At 43.8% G+C, this 21,427-nt stretch carries 13 protein-coding genes; 10 read left to right on the forward strand and 3 right to left on the reverse strand.

Annotation, left to right across the window (positions count from 1 at the left end):
- Positions 1–53 precede the first annotated feature (53 nt).
- The 3 genes from ED652_RS11785 to ED652_RS11795 all read left to right on the forward strand — a co-directional run bounded on the left by ED652_RS11785 (position 54) and on the right by ED652_RS11795 (position 6,433).
- Positions 54–1,097 carry a restriction endonuclease subunit S gene (locus tag ED652_RS11785; RefSeq protein ID WP_122054866.1) on the forward strand — a complete coding sequence of 348 codons (1,044 nt, stop codon included), beginning with the start codon at positions 54–56 and terminating at the stop codon, positions 1,095–1,097.
- Positions 1,098–1,266: 169 nt separating this feature from the next.
- Entirely contained in the window at positions 1,267–2,949 is a 1,683-nt protein-coding gene (locus ED652_RS11790) for an SWIM zinc finger domain-containing protein (RefSeq protein ID WP_122054868.1), read from the forward strand.
- Positions 2,950–3,121: 172 nt separating this feature from the next.
- A complete protein-coding gene (locus ED652_RS11795; RefSeq protein WP_122054869.1) occupies positions 3,122–6,433 on the forward strand; it encodes a type I restriction endonuclease subunit R in 3,312 nt (1,103 codons plus the stop codon).
- A gap of 86 nt (positions 6,434–6,519) precedes the next feature.
- Here the strand turns inward: ED652_RS11795 and ED652_RS11800 are convergent, their stop codons facing one another.
- Complete coding sequence (locus ED652_RS11800) at positions 6,520–7,779, reverse strand: adenylosuccinate synthase (RefSeq protein WP_122054871.1); 1,260 nt, start codon at positions 7,777–7,779, stop codon at positions 6,520–6,522.
- A 269-nt stretch (positions 7,780–8,048) separates the two neighbouring features.
- Between ED652_RS11800 and ED652_RS11805 the strand changes: the two genes are divergently transcribed.
- From ED652_RS11805 to ED652_RS11820, 3 genes are all read left to right on the forward strand, one after another.
- Positions 8,049–8,960: a LysR family transcriptional regulator gene (locus ED652_RS11805; RefSeq protein ID WP_122054872.1), complete on the forward strand. Its 912-nt coding sequence runs from the start codon at positions 8,049–8,051 to the stop codon at positions 8,958–8,960.
- A gap of 614 nt (positions 8,961–9,574) precedes the next feature.
- Positions 9,575–11,299 carry a methyl-accepting chemotaxis protein gene (locus ED652_RS11815; RefSeq protein ID WP_122054941.1) on the forward strand — a complete coding sequence of 575 codons (1,725 nt, stop codon included), beginning with the start codon at positions 9,575–9,577 and terminating at the stop codon, positions 11,297–11,299.
- A gap of 282 nt (positions 11,300–11,581) precedes the next feature.
- Complete coding sequence (locus ED652_RS11820) at positions 11,582–12,568, forward strand: DHH family phosphoesterase (RefSeq protein WP_122054875.1); 987 nt, start codon at positions 11,582–11,584, stop codon at positions 12,566–12,568.
- A 92-nt stretch (positions 12,569–12,660) separates the two neighbouring features.
- Here ED652_RS11820 and ED652_RS11825 read toward each other — a convergent pair whose 3' ends face one another.
- Positions 12,661–13,404 carry a class I SAM-dependent methyltransferase gene (locus tag ED652_RS11825; protein WP_122054877.1) on the reverse strand — a complete coding sequence of 248 codons (744 nt, stop codon included), beginning with the start codon at positions 13,402–13,404 and terminating at the stop codon, positions 12,661–12,663.
- Positions 13,405–13,530: 126 nt separating this feature from the next.
- Positions 13,531–14,856: a sensor domain-containing diguanylate cyclase gene (locus tag ED652_RS11835; protein ID WP_122054878.1), complete on the reverse strand. Its 1,326-nt coding sequence runs from the start codon at positions 14,854–14,856 to the stop codon at positions 13,531–13,533.
- Between the two features lie 226 nt (positions 14,857–15,082).
- Here ED652_RS11835 and ED652_RS11840 point away from each other — a divergent pair, with 226 nt between their 5' ends.
- From ED652_RS11840 to ED652_RS11855, 4 genes are all read left to right on the forward strand, one after another.
- Positions 15,083–15,541 carry a GNAT family N-acetyltransferase gene (locus ED652_RS11840; RefSeq protein WP_122054880.1) on the forward strand — a complete coding sequence of 153 codons (459 nt, stop codon included), beginning with the start codon at positions 15,083–15,085 and terminating at the stop codon, positions 15,539–15,541.
- 14 nt (positions 15,542–15,555) lie between these two features.
- Positions 15,556–16,152 (forward strand): LysE/ArgO family amino acid transporter, encoded by a 597-nt coding sequence (locus ED652_RS11845; RefSeq protein WP_122054881.1) that lies wholly within the window; start codon positions 15,556–15,558, stop codon positions 16,150–16,152.
- A gap of 103 nt (positions 16,153–16,255) precedes the next feature.
- Positions 16,256–17,509, forward strand: coding sequence for an exonuclease subunit SbcD (gene sbcD, locus ED652_RS11850; protein ID WP_122054883.1), 1,254 nt, complete (start codon positions 16,256–16,258; stop codon positions 17,507–17,509).
- A 5-nt stretch (positions 17,510–17,514) separates the two neighbouring features.
- Positions 17,515–21,231: an AAA family ATPase gene (locus tag ED652_RS11855; protein ID WP_122054885.1), complete on the forward strand. Its 3,717-nt coding sequence runs from the start codon at positions 17,515–17,517 to the stop codon at positions 21,229–21,231.
- Positions 21,232–21,427: the final 196 nt, after the last annotated feature.

Consider the following 21,427-nt stretch of genomic DNA (forward strand, 5'->3'; position numbering starts at 1 on the left):
CCGGACTTTCAGTCCGTAATACTAACCCACCTACTTTAGTAGGTGGTTGTTAAGTGATTTCTGAAGATGGTGAGAATTTAAGAACACGAAATACGCCAATAGCTTTTCAGGCTAAAGGGAAGTTTTGGGTTAATAATCATGCCCATATTTTTTCAGAAAAAGAAGACGGCATTCTTGATTATCTAGAGTATTACTTTTCTGTTCTTAATCTCGGTGCTTACATCACTGGCGCTGTTCAGCCAAAACTTAACAAAGCTAACTTAGATAAGATTGAAATTCCAATTCCCCCACTTGAGGAACGATTAAAGCTAAATTGTGTTCTCAACAGTCTCAGGGACAAAGGCAGACTCAATCATCGAATCAACCAAACCCTAGAGCAAATGGCACAAACGCTTTTCAAATCTTGGTTTGTCGATTTTGACCCAGTCAAAGCCAAAATGAATGGTGCACAGCCAAAAGGGATGGATGCGCCTTTTCTTTCAAAAGAAGTTGCCTCGCTTTTCCCAGAAAAGCTCGTTGAGTCTGAGTTAGGTTTGATTCCAGAGGGTTGGGAACCTAAGCAGCTCAAAGAGGTACTTGAATTAGCCTACGGTAAAGCTCTTAAGAAAACTGATCGCGTTGCTGGCGATGTTCCAGTATATGGTTCAGGAGGACTAACGGGATACCATAATCAAAGCCTCATTGAAGGTCCCGGAATCATTGTTGGCCGTAAAGGTACTGTTGGTTCGGTGTACTGGGAACCAAAAGCATTTTACCCAATTGATACAGTCTTCTACGTTAAACCGAAAACAGGTTATTCACTGAAATACTGTCACTTAGTAGTGCAAAATCTTGGGTTGAAAGACATGAACACGGACGCTGCCGTGCCGGGTTTGAATCGAAACAATGCATATCGTCTCGATGTGATTACGCCTAGTGAGCCTGTACTCAAAAAGTTTGAAGAAATGATGCAGTCTTTCCAGTCAAAGGTTGATTCCAATAATGCACAAAATGCAAGCTTGGAGTCTTTGCGTGACACGCTTCTACCTAAATTGCTTTCCGGCGAAATCGACTTAGAAAATGTGCAAGTAAAAGAAGTGAAAGCAATCGTGGAGTAACCTTTCGTCATTCCAGAAAGTGAGGAACGAACTTATCAGGAATCTCGTTTTTGGTGGTGGTGAAAAGCGAGATCTCAGACACCTCGTCCCTCGGTTCTGAGATGACGAAGGCGGGAATTAGATTAAACTGAAATAGGACAAGTTAAAGCGCAGGTGGAGGCACAATACAATGAACGCAACTAATACTCGTGAAATAAACATTTCTGAACTTACTGCATTGTGTGAAACAAGCACTTTGCAAAAAGGCATCCTGCTTTCGCGTTGTGATGCAGTGCGCAAGCTTAACCTAATGGGTAACACCGCGACCGCTCAGGTAAAAGGCAGTCACAATTATCAAGTGAGTCTCGATTTCACGGGCGAGCTCACTGGCACTTGCACTTGCCCTGCGGCGCAATATCAAATGCTGTGTAAACATGGCGTGGCGGTTGCCCTTTGCCTTCAAGATCAAGAGCAATCGTTAAACCAAAACACTGAACGAGAAACCATAAAAAAGTATCTTCAAAGCCTTGATGAAGAAGCCATGTTAGAGATGCTACTCGGATACCTAGAAGAAGATGAGTATGTATGGAATGCACTGCTGACTAAAATTGAAATACGCGAAAAGCCAGCCGCGTATGGCGAGCTGAAAAAGTTGGTCACTCAAGCCTTACCACGTGAACAGCTATGGGATTGGCGAGAAAGTTATGGCTATTTCAACTCAGCAGAAATTCAATTGAGCATGGTCACTGAATCAATGCAAAGCCTTAACGTTGAGCAGCAGTGGAAATTAATTAACTACCTTACTGAACGGTTGAATAAGGTACTAGAGCAAATTGATGACTCCAATGGCGATCGTTATGGCATTGAAAGCATGATTAACGAACACATGCCAAAAACGCTAGCAAATCTAAATTGGAGTGAGCAAGAGAAAGCGCAGTGGATGTTTAAGCGCTTAACCCATAACGAGTTTGATGTATTCCCTGCGATTGAAGAAAATTTTGAATCGGTTTGGAAATCTAACACTCACTTTCTAACCTTATGCCGCCAAGCGATAGATAAAGCTTCGCAAGATGAGAGTGGCTGGAACTTACGCGCATGGGCCGCTCCGTTAATGAAACACAGCTCAAGTTGGCGTGAAGTGGTGGAAATTAAGCAAAAAATAGCACGAACGTGTGGAAACCACCTTGAAATTGTTGATATTTTTCTCGACGAGAAAGAGCCATTAGAAGCTGAGTTCTGGCTAGCTAAGGCGAAAAAAATGGCGAGCGATTATGAACTTCGTGCGTGTGAACAAGCTCAGTTCCGTCTTTATGTTGAACTAGGTGAAATCCATTCTGCATGGATATTAGCCAACCGTATATTAGAGCAATCACCAAGCTTTCAATATTATCAACAGCTAGCGAAGTTTAAAGCCAATTACCAAATTGATGATGTTGAGTTTATTTGGCGTATCGAGCAGCTATTTATCAACGCCTATCAACAACCAGATTGTTACAACCTAGTTTCTGAACGTACGGATGCCTTGGTGCTGTTCTATATTGATAATCAGCAATTAGACAAAGCGTGCGAATGGGTTGCCGAACATAAAATATCGATACAAGGGCTTGTTTCGCTTGCTGACCATATCGTTGATGATAAACCTGGAAATACGCTGGATTATTACCTGCGAGCAGTCTCATTTTATATCGAAGAGACCAAAAATTCGGCTTACGATCAAGCGATAGAGCTACTTAAGCGTTTAGAAAATATGCTGAAAGCGCATCCTATTCAGTTAGCGAAATTTTATCGTCAGGTCGCAGAGCTTGCCATCACGTACAAGCGTAAACGCAATATGCTAGCTCTAATTCAGCAATATTATTCAAAATATATCTAATTCCACAGAAATGACGATGGTGGAATTCTCAGTTAATGAGATTAAGCAAATCTGAGGTGACGAATCAAAGACACCTCAGATGACAGAACAAAACCGATTTGCACCAAAATAAAATTCAAATAACTCAATCTAGAAAATAATAAACAACGTCAAACAGCAGTAGGAAAAGGCGATGAGCTTAAAATTTACTGAAGCCAAACTCGAACAGGCCATTATTGAGCTATTGGGTGAGCAAGGCTACCCACACGCAGTGGGTGAACAAATAGCGCGTGAAGACAAAGAACAAGTACTCATCTTAGATGACTTACGCAGCTACCTTGCCAAACAGTACCGAGGCGATGGTATCACCGAGATCGAAATCGACACCATTGTCCGTATGATCTCAACGTTGCCTGCCAGTGATTTGTACCATAGCAATAAAACCTTCTGCCAATGGCTAACCAATGGCTTCTTGTTTAAGCGTGAAGACCGCTCAAAGAAAGACCTCTATATTGAGTTAATCGATACAAGACATTTGGCACAAGCCTTACGCTTGATGTTTGTGCCGTTGCTAGAGAATAAATCTAAACCTGATAATACTGATAGAGAAGTTGCTGAAGGTAAGGTTACGTACCTAGAAACAAATCGGTTAAAAGCGACTGACACCAATATCTATAAAATCGTTAACCAGCTAGAGATTGAAGGTGTCGATGAACAAGTTCGAATCCCTGATGGCATCCTTTATGTGAACGGCTTGCCGCTGGTGGTGTTTGAATTCAAAAGTGCTGTGCGAGAGAAAGACGCGACCATCTTTGATGCTTGGAAGCAAATCTGCATTCGTTATCGCCGTGATATTCCTAAGCTGTTCGTCTACAACGCAATATGTATCATCAGTGATGGTGTGAACAACAAAATGGGCAACCTGTTTGCGCCGTATGAGTTCTTCTACGCATGGCGCAAAGTAACGGGTAACGAGTCTACCGAAAAAGAGGGTATTAATTCCCTCTACACCATGATTGCCGGGTTGTTTAACCAAACTCGATTACTTGATGTAGTGAAGAACTTTGTCTTCTTCCCTGATACCTCTAAGAAAGAGATAAAAGTCTGTTGTCGTTACCCGCAGTACTACGCAGCGCGTAAGCTTTACTACAACATCGACAAAGAACGTAAGCCATACGGTAGTGGTAAAGGCGGTACTTACTTTGGTGCAACAGGGTGTGGTAAGAGCTTTACCATGCAGTTTCTATCTCGCCTATTGATGAAAAGCATCGATTTTGAAAGCCCGACCATTGTGCTTATTACAGACCGCAACGATCTTGATGACCAGCTTTCTAAACAGTTCTGTAATGCTTCTGATTACATTGGTGATGAGATGGTGGTGCCAGTTAAAAGCCGTCAAGATTTAAGAGACAAGCTACAAGGCATCAAGAGTGGTGGTGTGTTCCTGACTACCATCCACAAGTTCACCGAAGACATCGAATTGCTTTCAGAGCGTACTAATATCATCTGTATTTCCGATGAAGCGCACCGTTCACAGGTCAACCTCGATAAGAAAGTGGTGATCAAATATCAAGATGGTGTAGCCGTCGATGTGAAAGAGACATACGGCTTTGCTAAGTATCTGCACGACTCTCTACCAAGCGCGACTTACGTTGGTTTCACCGGAACACCGATTGATGCCACCCTTGATGTATTCGGTGATGCAGTAGACAGCTACACCATGACAGAATCTGTTAATGATGAAATTACGGTTCGTATTGTTTATGAAGGCCGAGCAGCCAAAGTCATTCTTGATAACAGTAAGCTTGAAGAGGTAGAGAAATACTACCAAGCGTGCGCAGAAGCGGGCACTAATGAACATCAGATAGAAGAGAGCAAGAAAGCTTCTGCCAATATGAACGCGATTCTTGGCGACCCTGACCGTGTTGAAGCTTTGGCGAAAGACTTTGTTGAACATTATGAAGGGCGAGTTAAAGAAGGTTCCACGATCAAGGGCAAGGCGATGTTTGTCTGTGCGAGTCGTGAAATTGCGTTTGATTTTTATAAGCAAGTCAAAATCTTAAAGCCAGAATGGTTCGAGGAAAAGCTATCGATTGATGGTGCTCTTTCTGAAGGGGCGGAGCTGACTGAAAAAGACAAAGAAGAGTTAAAGCCGCTTGCGATGGTGCAAATGGTGATGACGCGCGGTAAAGACGATGACCCTGATCAGTACAGCCTGCTAGGGACAAAGGAATATCGAAAATCGCTCGACCAGCAGTTTAAGAGTCCTAAGTCGAATTTCAAAATAGCTATAGTGGTCGATATGTGGCTAACAGGTTTTGACGTTCCTGAATTGGATACTATCTACATCGATAAGCCGTTGCAGAAACACAACCTGATTCAAACCATCTCACGTGTTAACCGTAAGTTTGAAGGCAAGGCAAAAGGGCTGGTTGTCGATTACATTGGTATCAAGTCGCGAATGAATCAAGCCTTAGCGATGTATTCAAAGGCTGATGAGACTAACTTTGAAGATATTCGTTTTTCTGTCATTGAGGTGAAGAACAACCTCGATCTATTAAGACAGATGTTCCACAAGTTCGATACGTCCGGTTATTACACAGGAGAGCCGTGTAAGCAGCTAGAGTGCCTTAATCAGTCGGCAGAATACATTCTTCAAACCAAGAAAGGCGAAACCCGATTCATGGCTTTAGTCGGCCGTATGAAGGCGGCTTATGATGTTTGTTGTGGTAGTGAATTGTTATCTCAGCAAGATCGCGACCAAATTCACTTCTATATCGCAGTACGCTCTATCATTTTTAAGCTAACCAAAGGTGATGCACCAGACACGGCACAAATGAATAAGCGCGTTCGTGAGTTAGTGGCAGAAGCACTTCGTGCCGATGGAGTAGAAGAGATCTTTACCATTGGTGATGAGCACGCCGAAGCTATCGATATTTTTGACGAAGATTACTTAGCTCGCATCAACAAGATTAAGCTGCCTAACACCAAAATTCAGCTACTTCAGAAGCTACTAGAGAAGGCGATAAGCGATTTCAAGAAGGTCAACCAGCTACAAGGGATGAACTTCTCTAAGCGCTTCCAATCGCTGGTGGAGCAGTATAACGAACGTCGTGAAAATGATGTGTTGAATGGTGAGGAGTTCGATACCTTTTCTCAAGAAATGACGGACATTATCTTTGATATCGTGAAAGAAATGGGCTCGTTTGAAGACCTAGGCATCGACCTAGAAGAGAAAGCGTTCCTCGATATCTTGAACCACATGCGCAAGAAGTACGATTTCACTTACGACGATGACAAGATGCTCGAACTGGCGAAGGAGATGAAAACTACCGTAGACAATGTCGCCCAATATCCAGATTGGGCAGGGCGCGATGATATCAAAGCCAAGTTGAAAGTGGATTTAATCTTACTGCTACACAAATACGGCTTCCCACCAGTAGCCAATGATGATGTTTACAAAGGCGTGCTAGAGCAGGCTGAGAATTATAAGAAGAATGTGTAGTCGCATTAAATTTGATGATATTTGATTTTTATCAATGAGTATTTCAGCCAAAACAACCGCTTTAGCTGAAATACTCGAATATCGCTCTAACCTCGAATGATCATTTGCTCACGCTCTGGGCCTACTGACACCATCACAATTGGCACGCCCATTAGTTCTTCGATGCGAGTCACGTAATCTTGTGCCGCTTGAGGAAGGTTCTCAAACGTACGGCAGCCAGTGATGTCTTCATCCCAACCTGCCATATCTTCATATATAGGTTTTAGTTCAGCCGTTTGTGGCCAAATTGGGTTTTCAGTGTGCTCACCTGAGTAAGCCGTACAAATCTTAAGTTCAGATAAACCAGACAGGCAATCAATCTTAGTCAGTGCGATTTCTGTTGCTGCTTGTAGGTCAACGCCATTACGAGTTGCTACCGCATCAAAGTAACCCATATCACGTGGGCGACCTGTTGTTGCACCGTATTCGTTAGAGCTTTCGCGGAAGCTGTCTTGTTCTTCCATTGCAGTCACTAGCGTGCCAGTACCTACTGATGAGCTGAATGCTTTAGCAACGGCAATTACTCGTTCAGGGCGCAGGGCAGGTAAGCCACTACCGATACCCGCGTATGCGGCGGTTACATTTGAAGAAGTTGTCCAAGGGTATTCACCGTAAACAAGGTCACGACCTGCGCCTAATTGAGCTTCGAACAGTAAGTTCGCATCTTGCGATTGCAGTGCTTTAAGCGGCTCAGTTACGTTGCAAATGAACGGGCGCCAAGCTTTAGTCACTTCAAGCAGCCATTCTGTCATTTCAGAAGCAGTCTGAGAGAAGTCGCATTGTGGGTACAGCGCTTTAAGTTGAGGCATCTTCCAATCAAGCAGGAATTGAATGCGCTGCTCTAAAATCTCAGGCTGATTTAACCAACCCACAAGAATGCCTTTCTTCATTACACGGTCGCCGTACGCTGGTGCGATGCCTTGACGTGTTGAACCGTAAGCACCATCGCCTAAACGTTCTTCTTCAAGCGTGTCTTCAAGCGCGTGTAAAGGTAGACACAATGTTGCACGGTCTGATATCGCCATCTTCACTTTGATGTCAGCCGCTTGTACTTCTGCGATCTCTTGAGTTAGCGCAGCAGGGCTGATCACCATGCCAGGACCAAGAACCGCTGTACAATCAGGATTAAAAATACCACTCGGTAGTTGGTGTAGTTTGAATGTACCGAAGTCGTTTACTACGGTATGGCCAGCATTGTTTCCGCCTTGAAAGCGAATGCTAGCAGAAGCTTGGTCTGCTAAAAAATCAACGATACGGCCTTTGCCTTCGTCGCCCCAGTTTGCGCCTACAACAACAATAGATGGCATAATTTTTCTCCTGACTGATTGAGAAATCATGTTAGTCCTGCAAAATAAATAAGAGAAATTAATTATCTTTATTATCTTGATAAGTATTTCATATATCTTTAAAGTCTTAACCTACAAGCGAGATTCCCTATCACGTTCGTTCCTCACTGTAGGGAATGACGGGTTGGGGTAGTCCCTCACTGTAGGAAATGACGAGGTGGGCGTAATTCGTAGTAGAGAGTAACGCGATTGTCGCTCATTACAGTTGGAAGTGACATGAGAGAGGGGACATGATGCTCGATATAAATTTGTTGAAGACGTTTGTGACGCTTGCGGAGTACAAGCATTTTGGGAAAGCGGCCAATGCGCTTCATATGACGCAACCGAACGTGAGTTTGCATCTAAAGCAGTTAGAACAACTTACACGTATCAAGTTAATAGAGCGAAGCCCATTTCAATTGACTCAGGCGGGCGAAAGGTTATTGGAAACGAGCCAAAGAACGTTGCTCGAACTGCAGATTTGTCAGGCCGATCTCAATGCGATTAACGACCTTAAAATAGGGACGTTAACCATTGCTGTGAGTGACATCATTTCCCGGTTCTTGTTGATTCGACCGTTCCAGAAGTTTAAAGCGGAGTACCCGGGTATCGACTTAACATTGTTGAATACCACGTCATCTCAGGCATCGAGTTTAGTTAAAAATGCTCAAGCGGATATTGGCTTCGTTATCGCAAAAGAACAACACAATGAATCTCTCTATTTTACCAAGCTTCAAGAGCTTTCATGGTGTGCGTTAGGTGATGGTTTGGATAGGCAAGACTCTGATCATTCAACAGAAAGTGATGTACATGAAGACGGTGTAGATACAGAACTCACTTTGATTCTACTGGGCCACGATACAAGAACCCGTGACTTCATTGATGAAGGTTTACCAAGTTTGAATCTACCCAACCACAGGGTAATGGAAGTAGGGAGTGTGGATGCGCAAATTGACTGGGCAGAAGCGGGATTTGGGGTTGCCATCATTCCTGAGTTTGCGATATCCACCAAGCAGCACCTGAATTCAAAGGTTACGCCATTGACCAATTTCTCTAGCACCAGTCTTGGCTATATTGTGAGACAGAACCAAGTCTTGTCCAAAGCGACCAAGCAGTTATTAGGTTGGGTGAATGATGAGATTACACTGCTACAACGTCAGTAATGCTGAATAACTTGAATGCTTAACGAGTCGTTGTGAAACGATAACAGATAAACCCTAAAATGGATCGACTTGAATAGAGTTGGTCCATTTTTTATTACGGCATTTAAACTTAAGTCCGAAAGTATCAATAGAGGGTTCCTGTTTAAAAACTACAAGTTGAAGTTTGTAATATGGAGTCCAATTCTTGCAGGTTATATGAGCCAAAAAAATGTCATTAAAATCATTAAGATCAATGAAAACCAAAAGTTTTTAATTCCAATGCCTATCTGTCTTGGTTTGGGGTGATATATGGCCCGTCAAATATCTGTCTCTCAGTTTTATACTCTAACTAATGTGCATGTAGCTAAATTGTGTTATTGATTAATTTATCGTTAATGACAATGGCTTTTCCTTGTTTGAATGTAATAGTGGTGTCATTGTCGATGAGCAAGAAAGTTGCAAAAATCGAGCCCATTAATGATAAAAAAATCATAACAATAACCAGATCGTACGAGCCGTATATCCACGCTTTGATGCGATCAATTAGATACTTATAGTTAATTTAGTAAAGACGAGCCACGTATATGAATATAAAGAAAAAGCTCTATTCGCTGGGGATGTTCTCCATCTTCGGCATGATTTCATTGTTGTTTACCACATCACAATTTGCAGACACCACCGCTCAAATGAGCGAAGCCAAACAAATCACTAAAGAACTTGAAGTTCGACTACTCAACCTTCGCCGTAACGAAAAGGATTTCTTATTACGTAGTGATATGAAATACCTCGACAAGTTTGATACAAACTACAACAAGTTTTTAGCGTCTGAATCTGAGCTCAATGCTGTGCTTAATGAGTTAGGTTTAGCGAACAGTACACATTTGCGTCAAGATATCGAAACTTACTACACAAGCTTTGTTAACTTGGTAAAAGCCAGTGAAGTCTATGGGTTAGCACGAGACAAAGGTTTACTGGGGCAGTTTTATTCAGCACTCGATAACATAAACGCTAGCGCCAGTGCCGAACAAAAAATCGAGCTGTACTTATTTAATGACCTGATTGAAAAGGGCGAGTTCGACCCAAGTGTTCTGTCTATTACTTCTAACGCGGGAAGCTCAACTGCTTTGATAGACGCAGCTCGCCAAGTGGTTGAACAGAAAAGAGTGATTGGCTTGAAGCATAACGAAGGTCTACTTGGGCAGGCTCGTTCGGGTTCTCACGCTATCGAGACTCAATTTAAAGAGTTCTCAACCGTATTAGACCAAGAAACCCAGCAAGAGATGGACAAACTATCGCTGATCAACAACATTCTTTGCGTCACGTTACTTGTGTCGATCATTCTGTTCAGCTGGTTAATTGTCCGCTCTATTATCGGCAAGATTGAGTCATTGCTCTCGGTGATTCGTAATATCGTTGATTCTAACGATGTGTCAATTCGTTCACACATTGATGGCAAAGATGAGCTCAGCACACTAGGCCAATATTTCAACCAGTTGCTTGACCAACTGGAAGGCTTAATCGCGGCGTCTCAATCTAAGTCACTGCAACTGACACAAAGTACGTCGAACATGCATGATGAGCTTGAATCGGTCATCAAACAGTTTGAAGTGCAAGCTGACCACACTTCGACTATGACTACTTCAGTGCAAGAGATGGTACTCACAATCGGTGAAATCTCAGAAAGTACATCGGTTGCAGCTGAGGGCGTTCATCAAGCCAAAGTGAATGCCGATAAAGGCCGTGAAGTGGTGGTTGATACGATCAGCAACATTACTCAGTTGTCTGAACGCCTATCAAGCAGCCAAGATTCGATCAGATCGCTGAATCATCATGTGGATCAAATCGGTGATGCAGTAAACATCATCCAAGGCATAGCAGAACAAACCAACTTATTGGCATTGAACGCAGCGATTGAAGCGGCGCGAGCAGGTGAACAAGGCCGTGGCTTCGCGGTTGTTGCTGATGAAGTACGTGCATTGGCAAGCCGAACGCATCAATCTACCACTGAAATCACCAGCGTTGTGACGGCAATTCAAAGCCAAATGAACGCTTCGATGACCGAGATTGGCGAGTGCAATCAGCAAGGTCATCTAACACTAAAAGATTCGGAAGAGCTTGATGCTAGCCTGCAACTTATCTTAAGCGACATGGAAAGTATCCAAGGTAACTCTGAGCGTATCGCATCAGCGATTGAAGAGCAGGGTGCTGTAATGGCGCAAGTCAGCGACTCAATAACTGAGTTGAACACTATCTCGAACGACAATAACGCTTCGGCGCAGCATTGTTTAGTTGAAGTGGATAAGGTTGCCGAGCAAGCGAACGATATGGACCAAGCGGTAGCGCAGTTCAAGACGTCATAAGATTTCTAGAGCAAGCTATAAACCAAATACGTGAACTATTTGAAACCCAAGGCGTGAGTTCTTAGAAACCAAAGGCGTGAATTATTCGCGCCTTTTTTGTGCCTGAAGGATAGGCAAGTGCCTGAATCGATAGAAATAAGAATAAGGCATTACAAAATAGACTTAAGTATCTGTGGAATAAAACTTAAATGATGACAGACTAACGATGAACGAACGCATTGACGTGAGCCAGATCTTTGGCGCGTTTCAAATAAACGTTAAATCTTACGGAAGAGGAATAGCATGCACTACGACGTATTCAATGGAGACGCAGACGGCATCATTGCGTTGTTACAACTGCGATTAAGTGAACCGAGAAAAAGCGTGCTCGTCACCGGTGTAAAGCGTGATATTAAGTTGGTTTCTCGAGTCGCGAGTCAAATCATAGAGCCGAGCAATTCAAATGATGTCTCTTCCGTTACCGTTCTTGATGTGTCGATGGAGAAGAACCTGCCAGCATTGCACTCACTGTTAGATGCCAACATCGATGTGTTTTATTGCGATCACCATCGGACAGGGGACGTGCCAACCTCTGAGCATTTAGATACTCTGATTGATACCGCAGCAGAGAGCTGCACGAGTTTACTGATTAACCAGAAGCTAAATGGTGCACACGTAGCTTGGGCAATCGCGGCGGCCTTTGGTGATAATTTAAAAGTAGTGGCCGCACAGTTAGCTGATGAAAATGGATTCGAACAATCACAAATTGAGTTCTTAGAAGAGCTAGGTACCTTGGTTAATTACAACGGCTACGGTACATCATTGAGCGATTTGCACTTCACGCCAGTTGAGCTCTACCAAACCCTTTATCAATATCCGAATCCGTTTGATCTTTTGGATGACAAAGACTCAGTGTTTTATCGACTACGAGCTGCTTACCAAAATGACCGCCAGCAACTATCAAACCTTGCGCCTGTTTATGAAAGTAAAGTCGCACGTGTGTTTGAACTGCCCGGTGAGACTTGGGCAAGACGTATCAGCGGTGTATTTGGCAATGAGATCGTGAATGAAGATCCAAACCGAGCACAAGCAGTATTAACGAAAAACCAAGATGGCGAATCTTATATTGTTAGCCTAAGAGCACCACTATCCAATAGAACAGGTGCAGATGAAATTTGCTCTAGCTTTGTAACTGGCGGAGGAAGAAAAGCAGCGGCTGGCATTAATCAACTTAGCGAGCTTGATAAGGTGAAGTTTATCTCGTTATTAGATGCTTACTATTTGCCATAAGACAAAAGAACCCATACCACTTGATTACGCTATGGGTTCTATTCGTTCTTAGCTATGAGAGTGCTTTTTAACCGATTAAGTTTTAGTATCCGTTAGATTTTCACGCATGTGATTAGCGCATTACCTGATTTGGTATCCCAAGGCAGCAGCTTGTCATAATCGTGCTCAAAAATATGAACCTCAAAATAGGGCTTCAATATCTCGATCAACTCCTTAAACGAGAATGCCACCATAGGGTGTTCGTCATTCCATACTTGAGTTTCACCCGCAGTCGTTTTTTCGATACTTAGCTTTAACATTTGCTTACTACCTTCGCCAGAGTAGTACCAACCTGAGCGAAAGGTAAAGTCATCATGTTCTTTGTTGGCTGTATGTCGAACAAACAAGTCATTGCTGATCTTCTCTTTATCAACCACGTTGAAGCAGAAGACACCTTCGGATTTCAAAGCTCGGTGCACGCTTGCAATGCACTCTTTTAGTCTCTCAATACCGTCGTTGTAATGGATGGAATACAAGAAACAAGTGATAAGATCGAGCGGTTCTGAGACCTCAAAGTTACTCATATTTTGTACTGAAAAGTTAGCTTCAGGGCAACGAACTTGAGCAATGTCGAGCATGGGTTTATTCAGATCAAGGCCGCTACTTTGATAGCCGTAATCAATAAGATGGCGAACGTGTGGTCCAGTGCCACATCCAAGGTCGAGGTGTGTTTTTCCTTTATTTCCAAAAATCTGATGTAACCTACGAACGCAGTCACTCTGCGCTTGGTAGTCAATATCGACACACATTAAATCATAGTAACCGGATAGGTCGGTATAGAGTGCGTTGGCGGACATGTTTGCCTGTAGCATTTGCTGAAAAAATTGGGGTGGCGCATAGTAAACTAGAACTTAAAAATAACAAGAAAATCTTGGGTCAACTTATAGGCTTAAATGACCTTTTCTTGATGCTTAGCAATTGTTTCACGAGCGACACTCTATACATGCACCTTCGTGGTTTACTGAGACTCTATTTTTTCCGTTGGATTTAGCACGATAGAGCGCGTCGTCTGTAACTCGAATCAACGTATCTAGGGAGTTGTTGGTACGAACGATGCAGCTGTCGGTAATGCCAATACTGACGCTTGATTGAAACTTGGTGCGATTAAATCCCAAGAATTGATGGGTTCGAAATTCTTCGCAAATACGTTGACCAACAATTTTTGCTTGTGAGTATGCCGTGTTGAGAATGGTTCCATGAGTCGTTCGGTTTTTTGGAAAGAAGACGATAAACTCTTCACCTCCCCAGCGGCCAACCACGCCGTTCAAGGCTTTGACGTGCTTCTTAATGGTATTCGCGAGAGTGCGAATCACATCGTCACCAACACTGTGTCCAAATTGGTCATTAATCTTTTTGAAGTCATCAATATCCAACAGTAAACAAGACATCTCAGTTTGTTCTTTTAACGGTTTTTTTAACCAATCGTAAATGGCACTGCGGCTGAACACTTGTGTTAGATCGTCGTGAAGTGCGCGGTGCAATAGCTCTTGTTCTAATATCACCTTGTCGGAAACGTCTTCTATCACCACTTGAATCGCTTTCTCGCCTTCCCAATTAATGATGTTGTCGTAGATGTTGAAGTGTTTTTTACTCCCATCAAAGCATTGGTTTTCAACCACAGAACTGAAGCTTGGTGTATCACCGGCAAGAATACTCTGGCTGCGTCTCATGGCATTGATACGACTGTCCGGCGGAATAATTGAAATGATTGAGTCCATGGCAAGCACTGCTTCTATCGATTTGGCACCCTGCATTTCAACCCAGGCTTGATTAACCATTAGAGGCTTGAAATTTTGGTGGACGAGCACGCCCTGTTTCGAACTATTGAGTAAAGTCCGGTACATACGATCTTTTTCTTGATGTTTACGCTCTGAAGCAACAACTGAGGTAATATCTATGATCATTACACGAAGAGCGGGGCGGTCGTTGACTCTGACCGCTTGAGCAAGGCTAAACAGCGAGAGAAGGCGGTTATTCACCGGAATATCCTTATAGAGCTTTCCCTTTCCCAGTTGGCCTTTAATCGCAGAAAGGTAACGTTCACGGACAGAGCCGTGATAATCTTTGGGTATTAACGAATAGACAAAATCGACGTTGTCGAGAAGTACTTCACGGCAACTGTAACCGAAGATTTTTGCAATGTTTTCGTCGACATCGATGACACGGTGGTCTTGCAGCGTAATATAGCCCTGTGCAGAGTCGAAATTCTGCTTAGGGGTGGCTGTGGTTAAATCTAGTTGGATGCTCATATAGATCTGACTACATATCCTCTCACCAAAAACAGGTGCTTTAAATAAATGGTGGTGTCGTAAATAAATTGTGACTGCTGTATATCGACAAAGCTATCAGATACCTAACACGGCAAGCGTCACGAGACTATGTGATTAAAGTGTGCCGTACGCAACTTTTTGAGGGTAGCGTAATTTTACTGTATCTAAAACGGATAAAAAAATCATTAAGGATAATTAAAGAGTTATGGAAATAAAAATTGATGATTTGTCGGGTGGAGAGGTTATTGAGCTACTCGAAGAGCATTTAGCAGATATGTATGCGACATCGCCACCAGAAAGCGTTCATGCATTGGATCTAGAGGGGCTCAAATCGCCAGAGATTACCTTTTTCAGTGCTTGGAAAGACAGCCAACTGCTTGGGTGTGTCGCCATTAAAGAGCTTGATACGAAACACGCTGAACTGAAGTCAATGAGAACCTCGCAGTTTGCAAGAAAGTCCGGTGTCGCAAGCAAGCTATTACAACACGTTTTGGATACGGCAACCGCTCGCCAATATCGACGTATTAGCCTAGAAACGGGATCGGAAGACTACTTTAAGCCAGCGCGTAATTTGTATCAAAAATTTGGCTTTGGTTACTGTGAACCTTTTGCTAATTATGTGTTAGATCCGCACAGTCATTTCATGAGTATTGAGTTACGTTAAGAGGCTAACCTTTGATGCCGACTTATTTTGCAGGTTTTACTCTTGGGCTTTCGCTTATCCTCGCGATCGGTTCTCAAAATGCGTTCGTTCTTAAACAGGGCTTAAAGAATCAGCATGTGTTTGCTATTTGTGCTGTCTGCGCGATTTCAGATGCATTACTGATCAGCTTTGGTGTGATGGGCTTTGGTGCGATCGTTGAGCAGTTCCCTCAAGTTGAGCAGTTTGCTCGTTACGGAGGGGCTATATTTTTGGGTGTTTACTCATTCTTGAGCTTTCGCTCAGCATTTACCGAAAATCATGCCTTAGAAGCCGGTGTCGAAACCAAAAACTCTTTAACCAAAGCCGTTACCATGTGTTTAGCGTTTACTTGGCTTAATCCGCATGTGTATCTGGATACTGTGGTATTGCTGGGTTCTATCTCTACACAATATCAACCAAATCAAATGTTGTTTGGTGCAGGTGCAGTATCGGCTTCATTCGTGTTCTTTTTTTCACTTGGCTATGGCGCTCGCTTCTTAGCTCCAATGTTTAAGAACCCGAGATCATGGAAGGTGTTGGAGTTTGCTGTAGGAGTGATCATGGCATCTATTTCAATATCACTCATTATGTAGTTTGGTGGAGCCTGAAATTAGTTGGTTTTCACAAGCTTATAAAAGGGAATTATGTCGACTATTTTGGTAAATTAAAGCTATTACCGACTTCCAGTGAGCAGCAATGAAGATTCTTCACACGTCCGATTGGCACCTTGGCCAAAACTTCTACAATAAAAGCCGTAAGAATGAACATGAACGTTTTTTACAATGGTTACTTGAGCAAGTAACAGAACACGACATCGACGCGATCATTGTTGCTGGAGATATTTTTGATACCAGCACACCGCCGAGTTACGCTCGTGAGATGTATAACAAGTTTGTGGTCGATTCAAATAAGATCGGCTGCCAATTGGTGTTGTTAGGTGGAAATCACGATTCGGTGTCTGTGCTTAAAGAGACACAACAGCTGCTCAAATACATGGGCGCAGATGTGATTCCTAATACCAATGAAGATCATGTGACTCAGGTTGTCGAACTAAAAGGCAAGAACGGCGATGTAGAAGCGCTGGTGTGTGCCATTCCCTTTATTCGCCCTCGCGATGTGTTGACCAGCCAGGCGGGTGTTACTGGTGTTGAGCGTCAGAAGCAACTCGGCGATGCAATCAAACAATACTACCAAAGTGTTTATGATGCCGCTGTAGAAAAACGTGCGACGTTTGAAAACAGCGAGTACATGCCGATTATCGCAACGGGTCACTTAACCGCAATGGGCGTTAAGCAGTCTGATTCTGTACGCGACATCTATGTCGGTAACCTTGATGGTTTCGCCGCTGATGGTTTCCCTGATGCCGATTATATTGCACTTGGTCATATCCACCGCCCACAAGTTGTCGCGAAGCGGGAATACATTCGTTACAGCGGTTCACCAATCCCATTAAGCTTTGATGAACTTAAATCTCAAAAGCAGGTATGTGTGGTTGAGTTTGTTGAGGGCGTGCGAACCATTTCTCAATTGCCAGTTCCAACGTTTCAACCCCTAGCTGAAATCAAAGGCGACTTGAGTGAAATCGAATCTCAACTGAATCAATATGTAGGCTTAGATAGCGAACAAAGCGTTTGGTTATCGATAGAAGTGCAAGCGCAAGATTACTTGTCGGATCTTCAAGAACGTATGCGCGCACTAACAGAAGGTTTGAATGTGGAAGTGCTTCAATTGCGCAGAGCAAGAGAACGTCGCAATCAAGCATTAGAGCAAGAGTCAGCAGAAACACTATCAGAATTGAGCCCGATGGACGTTTTTAGCAAGCGTATTGCCTTAGAAGAATTTGAAACCGATTCTGAAAAAGCACGTTTAGAGCGAATGACGGTGAAGTTTAAACAAGTGATGGTTGAAGTGTCTGAAAGCGCTCAAACACCAAACAAAGTAGAAGAGTAACCAGCATGAAGATTTTAAGCCTAGAATTTGAAAACCTGAACTCTTTGAAAGGGCGTTGGAAGCTCGATTTTACCCAATCACCGTTTGCAGAAAATGGTCTGTTCGCGATTACTGGCCCGACAGGGGCAGGTAAAACCACCATTCTTGATGCGATTTGTTTGGCACTGTTCCACCGCACGCCACGCTTAAAGAGCATTGCTAAAGGCAATAACGAATTAATGACGCGTGGCACGGGTGAGTGTTTCGCTGAGCTGGAGTTTGAAGTACAGGGTAAAACGTACCGCTCTAACTTCCATCAAAAGCGAGCACGTGGAAAACACGATGGCGCATTGCAAACGCCAACCTGTGAATTTGCCGATGCTGACACCGATAAAGTCTTAGAAACCATGCTGACCAAGAAGACCAAGTTGGTCGAGCAGGTAACAGGTCTCGATTTCTCTCGTTTCACCAAATCCATCATGTTGTCTCAGGGTGAGTTTGCGGCGTTCTTAAATGCCAATGCGAACGACCGCGCAGAGCTACTTGAAGAGCTGACGGGAACAGAAGTTTATAGCCTGATTTCAGAGCGTATCTACGATCATTTTAAGTCGAGTGAAGAGTCGCTCAATCACCTTAAAGCGAAAGCCGAAGGGGTGAGTTTACTGTCTGAAGAGCAAATCCAAGCGCTGACCGCAGAGCGTGAAACGCTAGAAGTCGAGCAGAAGCGTTTAGCCGAGCAACTAAAAGAATGGCAAGCCCATTTAAGCTGGTGGAAAGACGTGACCAAAGCGCAACACACGATTGCGACGAGCGAGCACGACTTAAAAACTGCGCAGGATGAACTGCAGCATAACCAAGCATCGTTGGCACGCTTGGCAAATAGCGAACCAGCTGAAAAACTGCGACCGTTGCATAAAGATTTAAAGCGTTGCGAACTAGAGGTGAATACCACTCAAGCTAACCTAGATAACAGCACTAAGTTACTTGCCGTTCGTGATGCAGAGAAGCAAGACGCGCAAACTAAACTGACGCAAAGCAGTACAATTGTAGAACGGATAAAAACCGAGCAACAAGATCAAGATAAGATCATTGAGCAGGTTCGTCCGCTAGATAACCAGATTACCGTACTCAAAGATAAGCAAACTGCGGCCGTTAATGCAGCGAATACGCTAAACGAGCAAGACACGCAGCAGCGCAATCAACAGATTGTTTTAGTCCAAAAAATAGATGCACTAAAGCAACAAGATCAACTCAGTACTGAGTACCTAAATACACATCAAGCTGACCAACATCTGGAAAAACACCTAGGTCAATGGCAAGCAAAGGTAGAGCAAGTTCGTACTCTAGAGCGTCAGCATTCAGAACAGTTGAACTCAGCGAAGCAAGCTTTGTCTGCGGTTGATGCACAGCAATCAATTATCAAGTCAGCTCAAGAAGCTAAAGCATCGCAAGACCAAGCATTAGCTGAATTGGTTGTGTTAGAGGGTAGTGCTAAGCAACAGTGGGAAGCATTGCAAGGCAACACCAGTGAACAAGTGTTGAATGCGCAAAAAGATCTGTTTGAGTTTTGGAATCGCAATACGCACTCATTACTTGAGATCAATCGTGGTTTCCTAAATGCCCAGCAACAGTTGCACGCTAAAACTCAAACGCATCAAACTAACACTCAGTTGGTCGACAAGCTTTCGAAAGAACGTGAAGTGTTGGTGGAGCGATATAAAGAGAAAGAGACCTCTCTTGAGCGATTAACGCGATTGATTGACCAAGAAGGCGAATTGGCAAAATACCGCGCAGCTCTGGAGTCTGGAACTGAGTGCCCACTGTGTGGTTCAACAGACCATTCGATTGAGCAGTCGCAAGACATTGCAAATCTGGTTGCACAAAAAGATCGGGAAAACCTAGAGTTATCGACCATCAAGAAAGAAGGTCAAGAGCATCGTCAGCAGTTGGATTCACTTGCCCCTATGATTGCGGCGCTTAACGATGACGTTCAGCGAGCGCAAGCGGATATTCAACAAGCTCAACTGAATTGGCAAGGCGTTGTCGGCAAGCTTCAACAGAGCTTATTGGATTTCGTTGGCACGGCTCCAGAGCTAGCACTGCTAACGGTAAACGATTTAGGCAATGAAGCTACAGTCGCGACCTTTGCTCAGCAGTGTGAACTTCAACTAAGTCAGTTCTCGCAGCAACTCAAAGCGTTGGGTGATGCCAAAGCACACTATGCTGAAGCTGAAAAACAACGCTTATCAGTGAGCGTTATGGCTGACAAAGCGCTATCTAATCTCGAGTTGGCCGAGCAACGCTTCGCTGATTTGAATAAGCAAAACCACAGTACAAATGAACAAGTGGCTCAGATTGCTCAAGCGAAAGAACAGCAATGGAACGCTCTGAAAGAGAGCATTGTTCAAACGGCTATTGAAGCGCCTGAACTTGAACATATTGATGATTGGTTTACTGCGAAATTGCAAGCATCAAGCGCATGGCAGCAAACCAAACAGCAACAGGCCGATATTGAGAAGCAACTGATCACTCAAAATGCCGAATTGAAAACCTTAGATGACAAGCTAAGTAGCGCTGAGAAAGAGCTCGCGACACTGACGCAAGAAAGTGAGTCTCTAGTGTTAGAACTGACTCGTGTAACGGCTGAAAGAACAGAGTTGTTTGGCGACAAAGACATTCAAGCCACCAGCGATGCGATGAAGCACAAAGTCACTGAAGCGGTTAGTGCATTTGATGCCGAGCAGTTGGTGCTTAACCGCTGTGAACTGGAGCATCGAACTGAGCAAACCAAACACACCAGCTTCTCTGGAGAGTTGATCAGCAAGCAGTCAAGTCATACACAAGCGTTGAATGCTTGGTTACAAGCACTGAAAACGAGCCCATTCGAAGTTGAGTCTGATTTTGAAGCGGCGTTGTTAGACGAAGAGGTTAGAACTCAACTTCAAAACCTGAAGAAGTCGTTGGACGAAGCGATTGTCAGTGCGCAAGCTAGGTTGAACACCGCCAAAGCGACGCAAGTGGAGCTACAAAAATACACCAACGCTAAAGCATGGCAAGAGCAAGATCAGCAGCAAGTTGAAGAAGCGACAACTGAGTGCCAAAACGCACAACAAAGCCATGCGACAAAGATCGGCGCGATTTCTGCCAATCTTGAAACGGATAGTCAGAACCGTACTAATCAGCAAGATCTGTTCAAGCAAATCGACGAGCAACAAGTCGAGTTTGATGACATATCACGTCTGAACTCACTTATCGGCTCTAAGAACGGCGACAAGTTTCGTAAGTTTGCTCAAGGGTTAACGTTAGAGAACTTGGTGTACTTGGCCAACAAACAATTGCAACGTCTACACGGTCGTTACGAGCTAAAACGTAAAGCCGATGATGGGTTAGAACTGCAAGTGTTGGATACATGGCAGGGCGATGTGATGCGTGATACTAAGACCTTGTCAGGTGGCGAAAGCTTCTTGGTGAGCTTGGCATTGGCACTCGCGCTATCTGATCTTGTGAGTCATAAAACCAGTATTGATTCACTGTTCTTGGATGAAGGTTTCGGCACGCTAGACAGCGATACATTGGATATTGCACTTAACGCGCTCGATAATCTGAATGCGTCAGGCAAGATGATCGGCGTAATCAGCCACGTTGAAGCACTGAAAGAGCGTGTGCCAGTTCAGCTTAAAGTGACGAAACATTCAGGCCTTGGTGTAAGTGAGATGGAGAAGCAATACAAGGTTATTGCTTAACTGGATTAAGCGGGCTTGTTGAATTGAGCAGAGTCAGTTCAGATAAAGCCGAATCCGTTTCGATGAAGCGGATCCCCGACTTAGTCGTTCCTCCTTCTCTAGGATGACGGAGTCGGTGCTGTTAGCAACCACACCGTCGCCACTCCTTAGAGTCAGGAACGATTAGAATACGACGTGATTCCCTCAAGCGAGGGAC

It is taken from the genome of Vibrio sp. Evd11 (genome assembly GCF_900382755.1).
Taxonomy (GTDB): Bacteria; Pseudomonadota; Gammaproteobacteria; order Enterobacterales; family Vibrionaceae; genus Vibrio; species Vibrio lentus.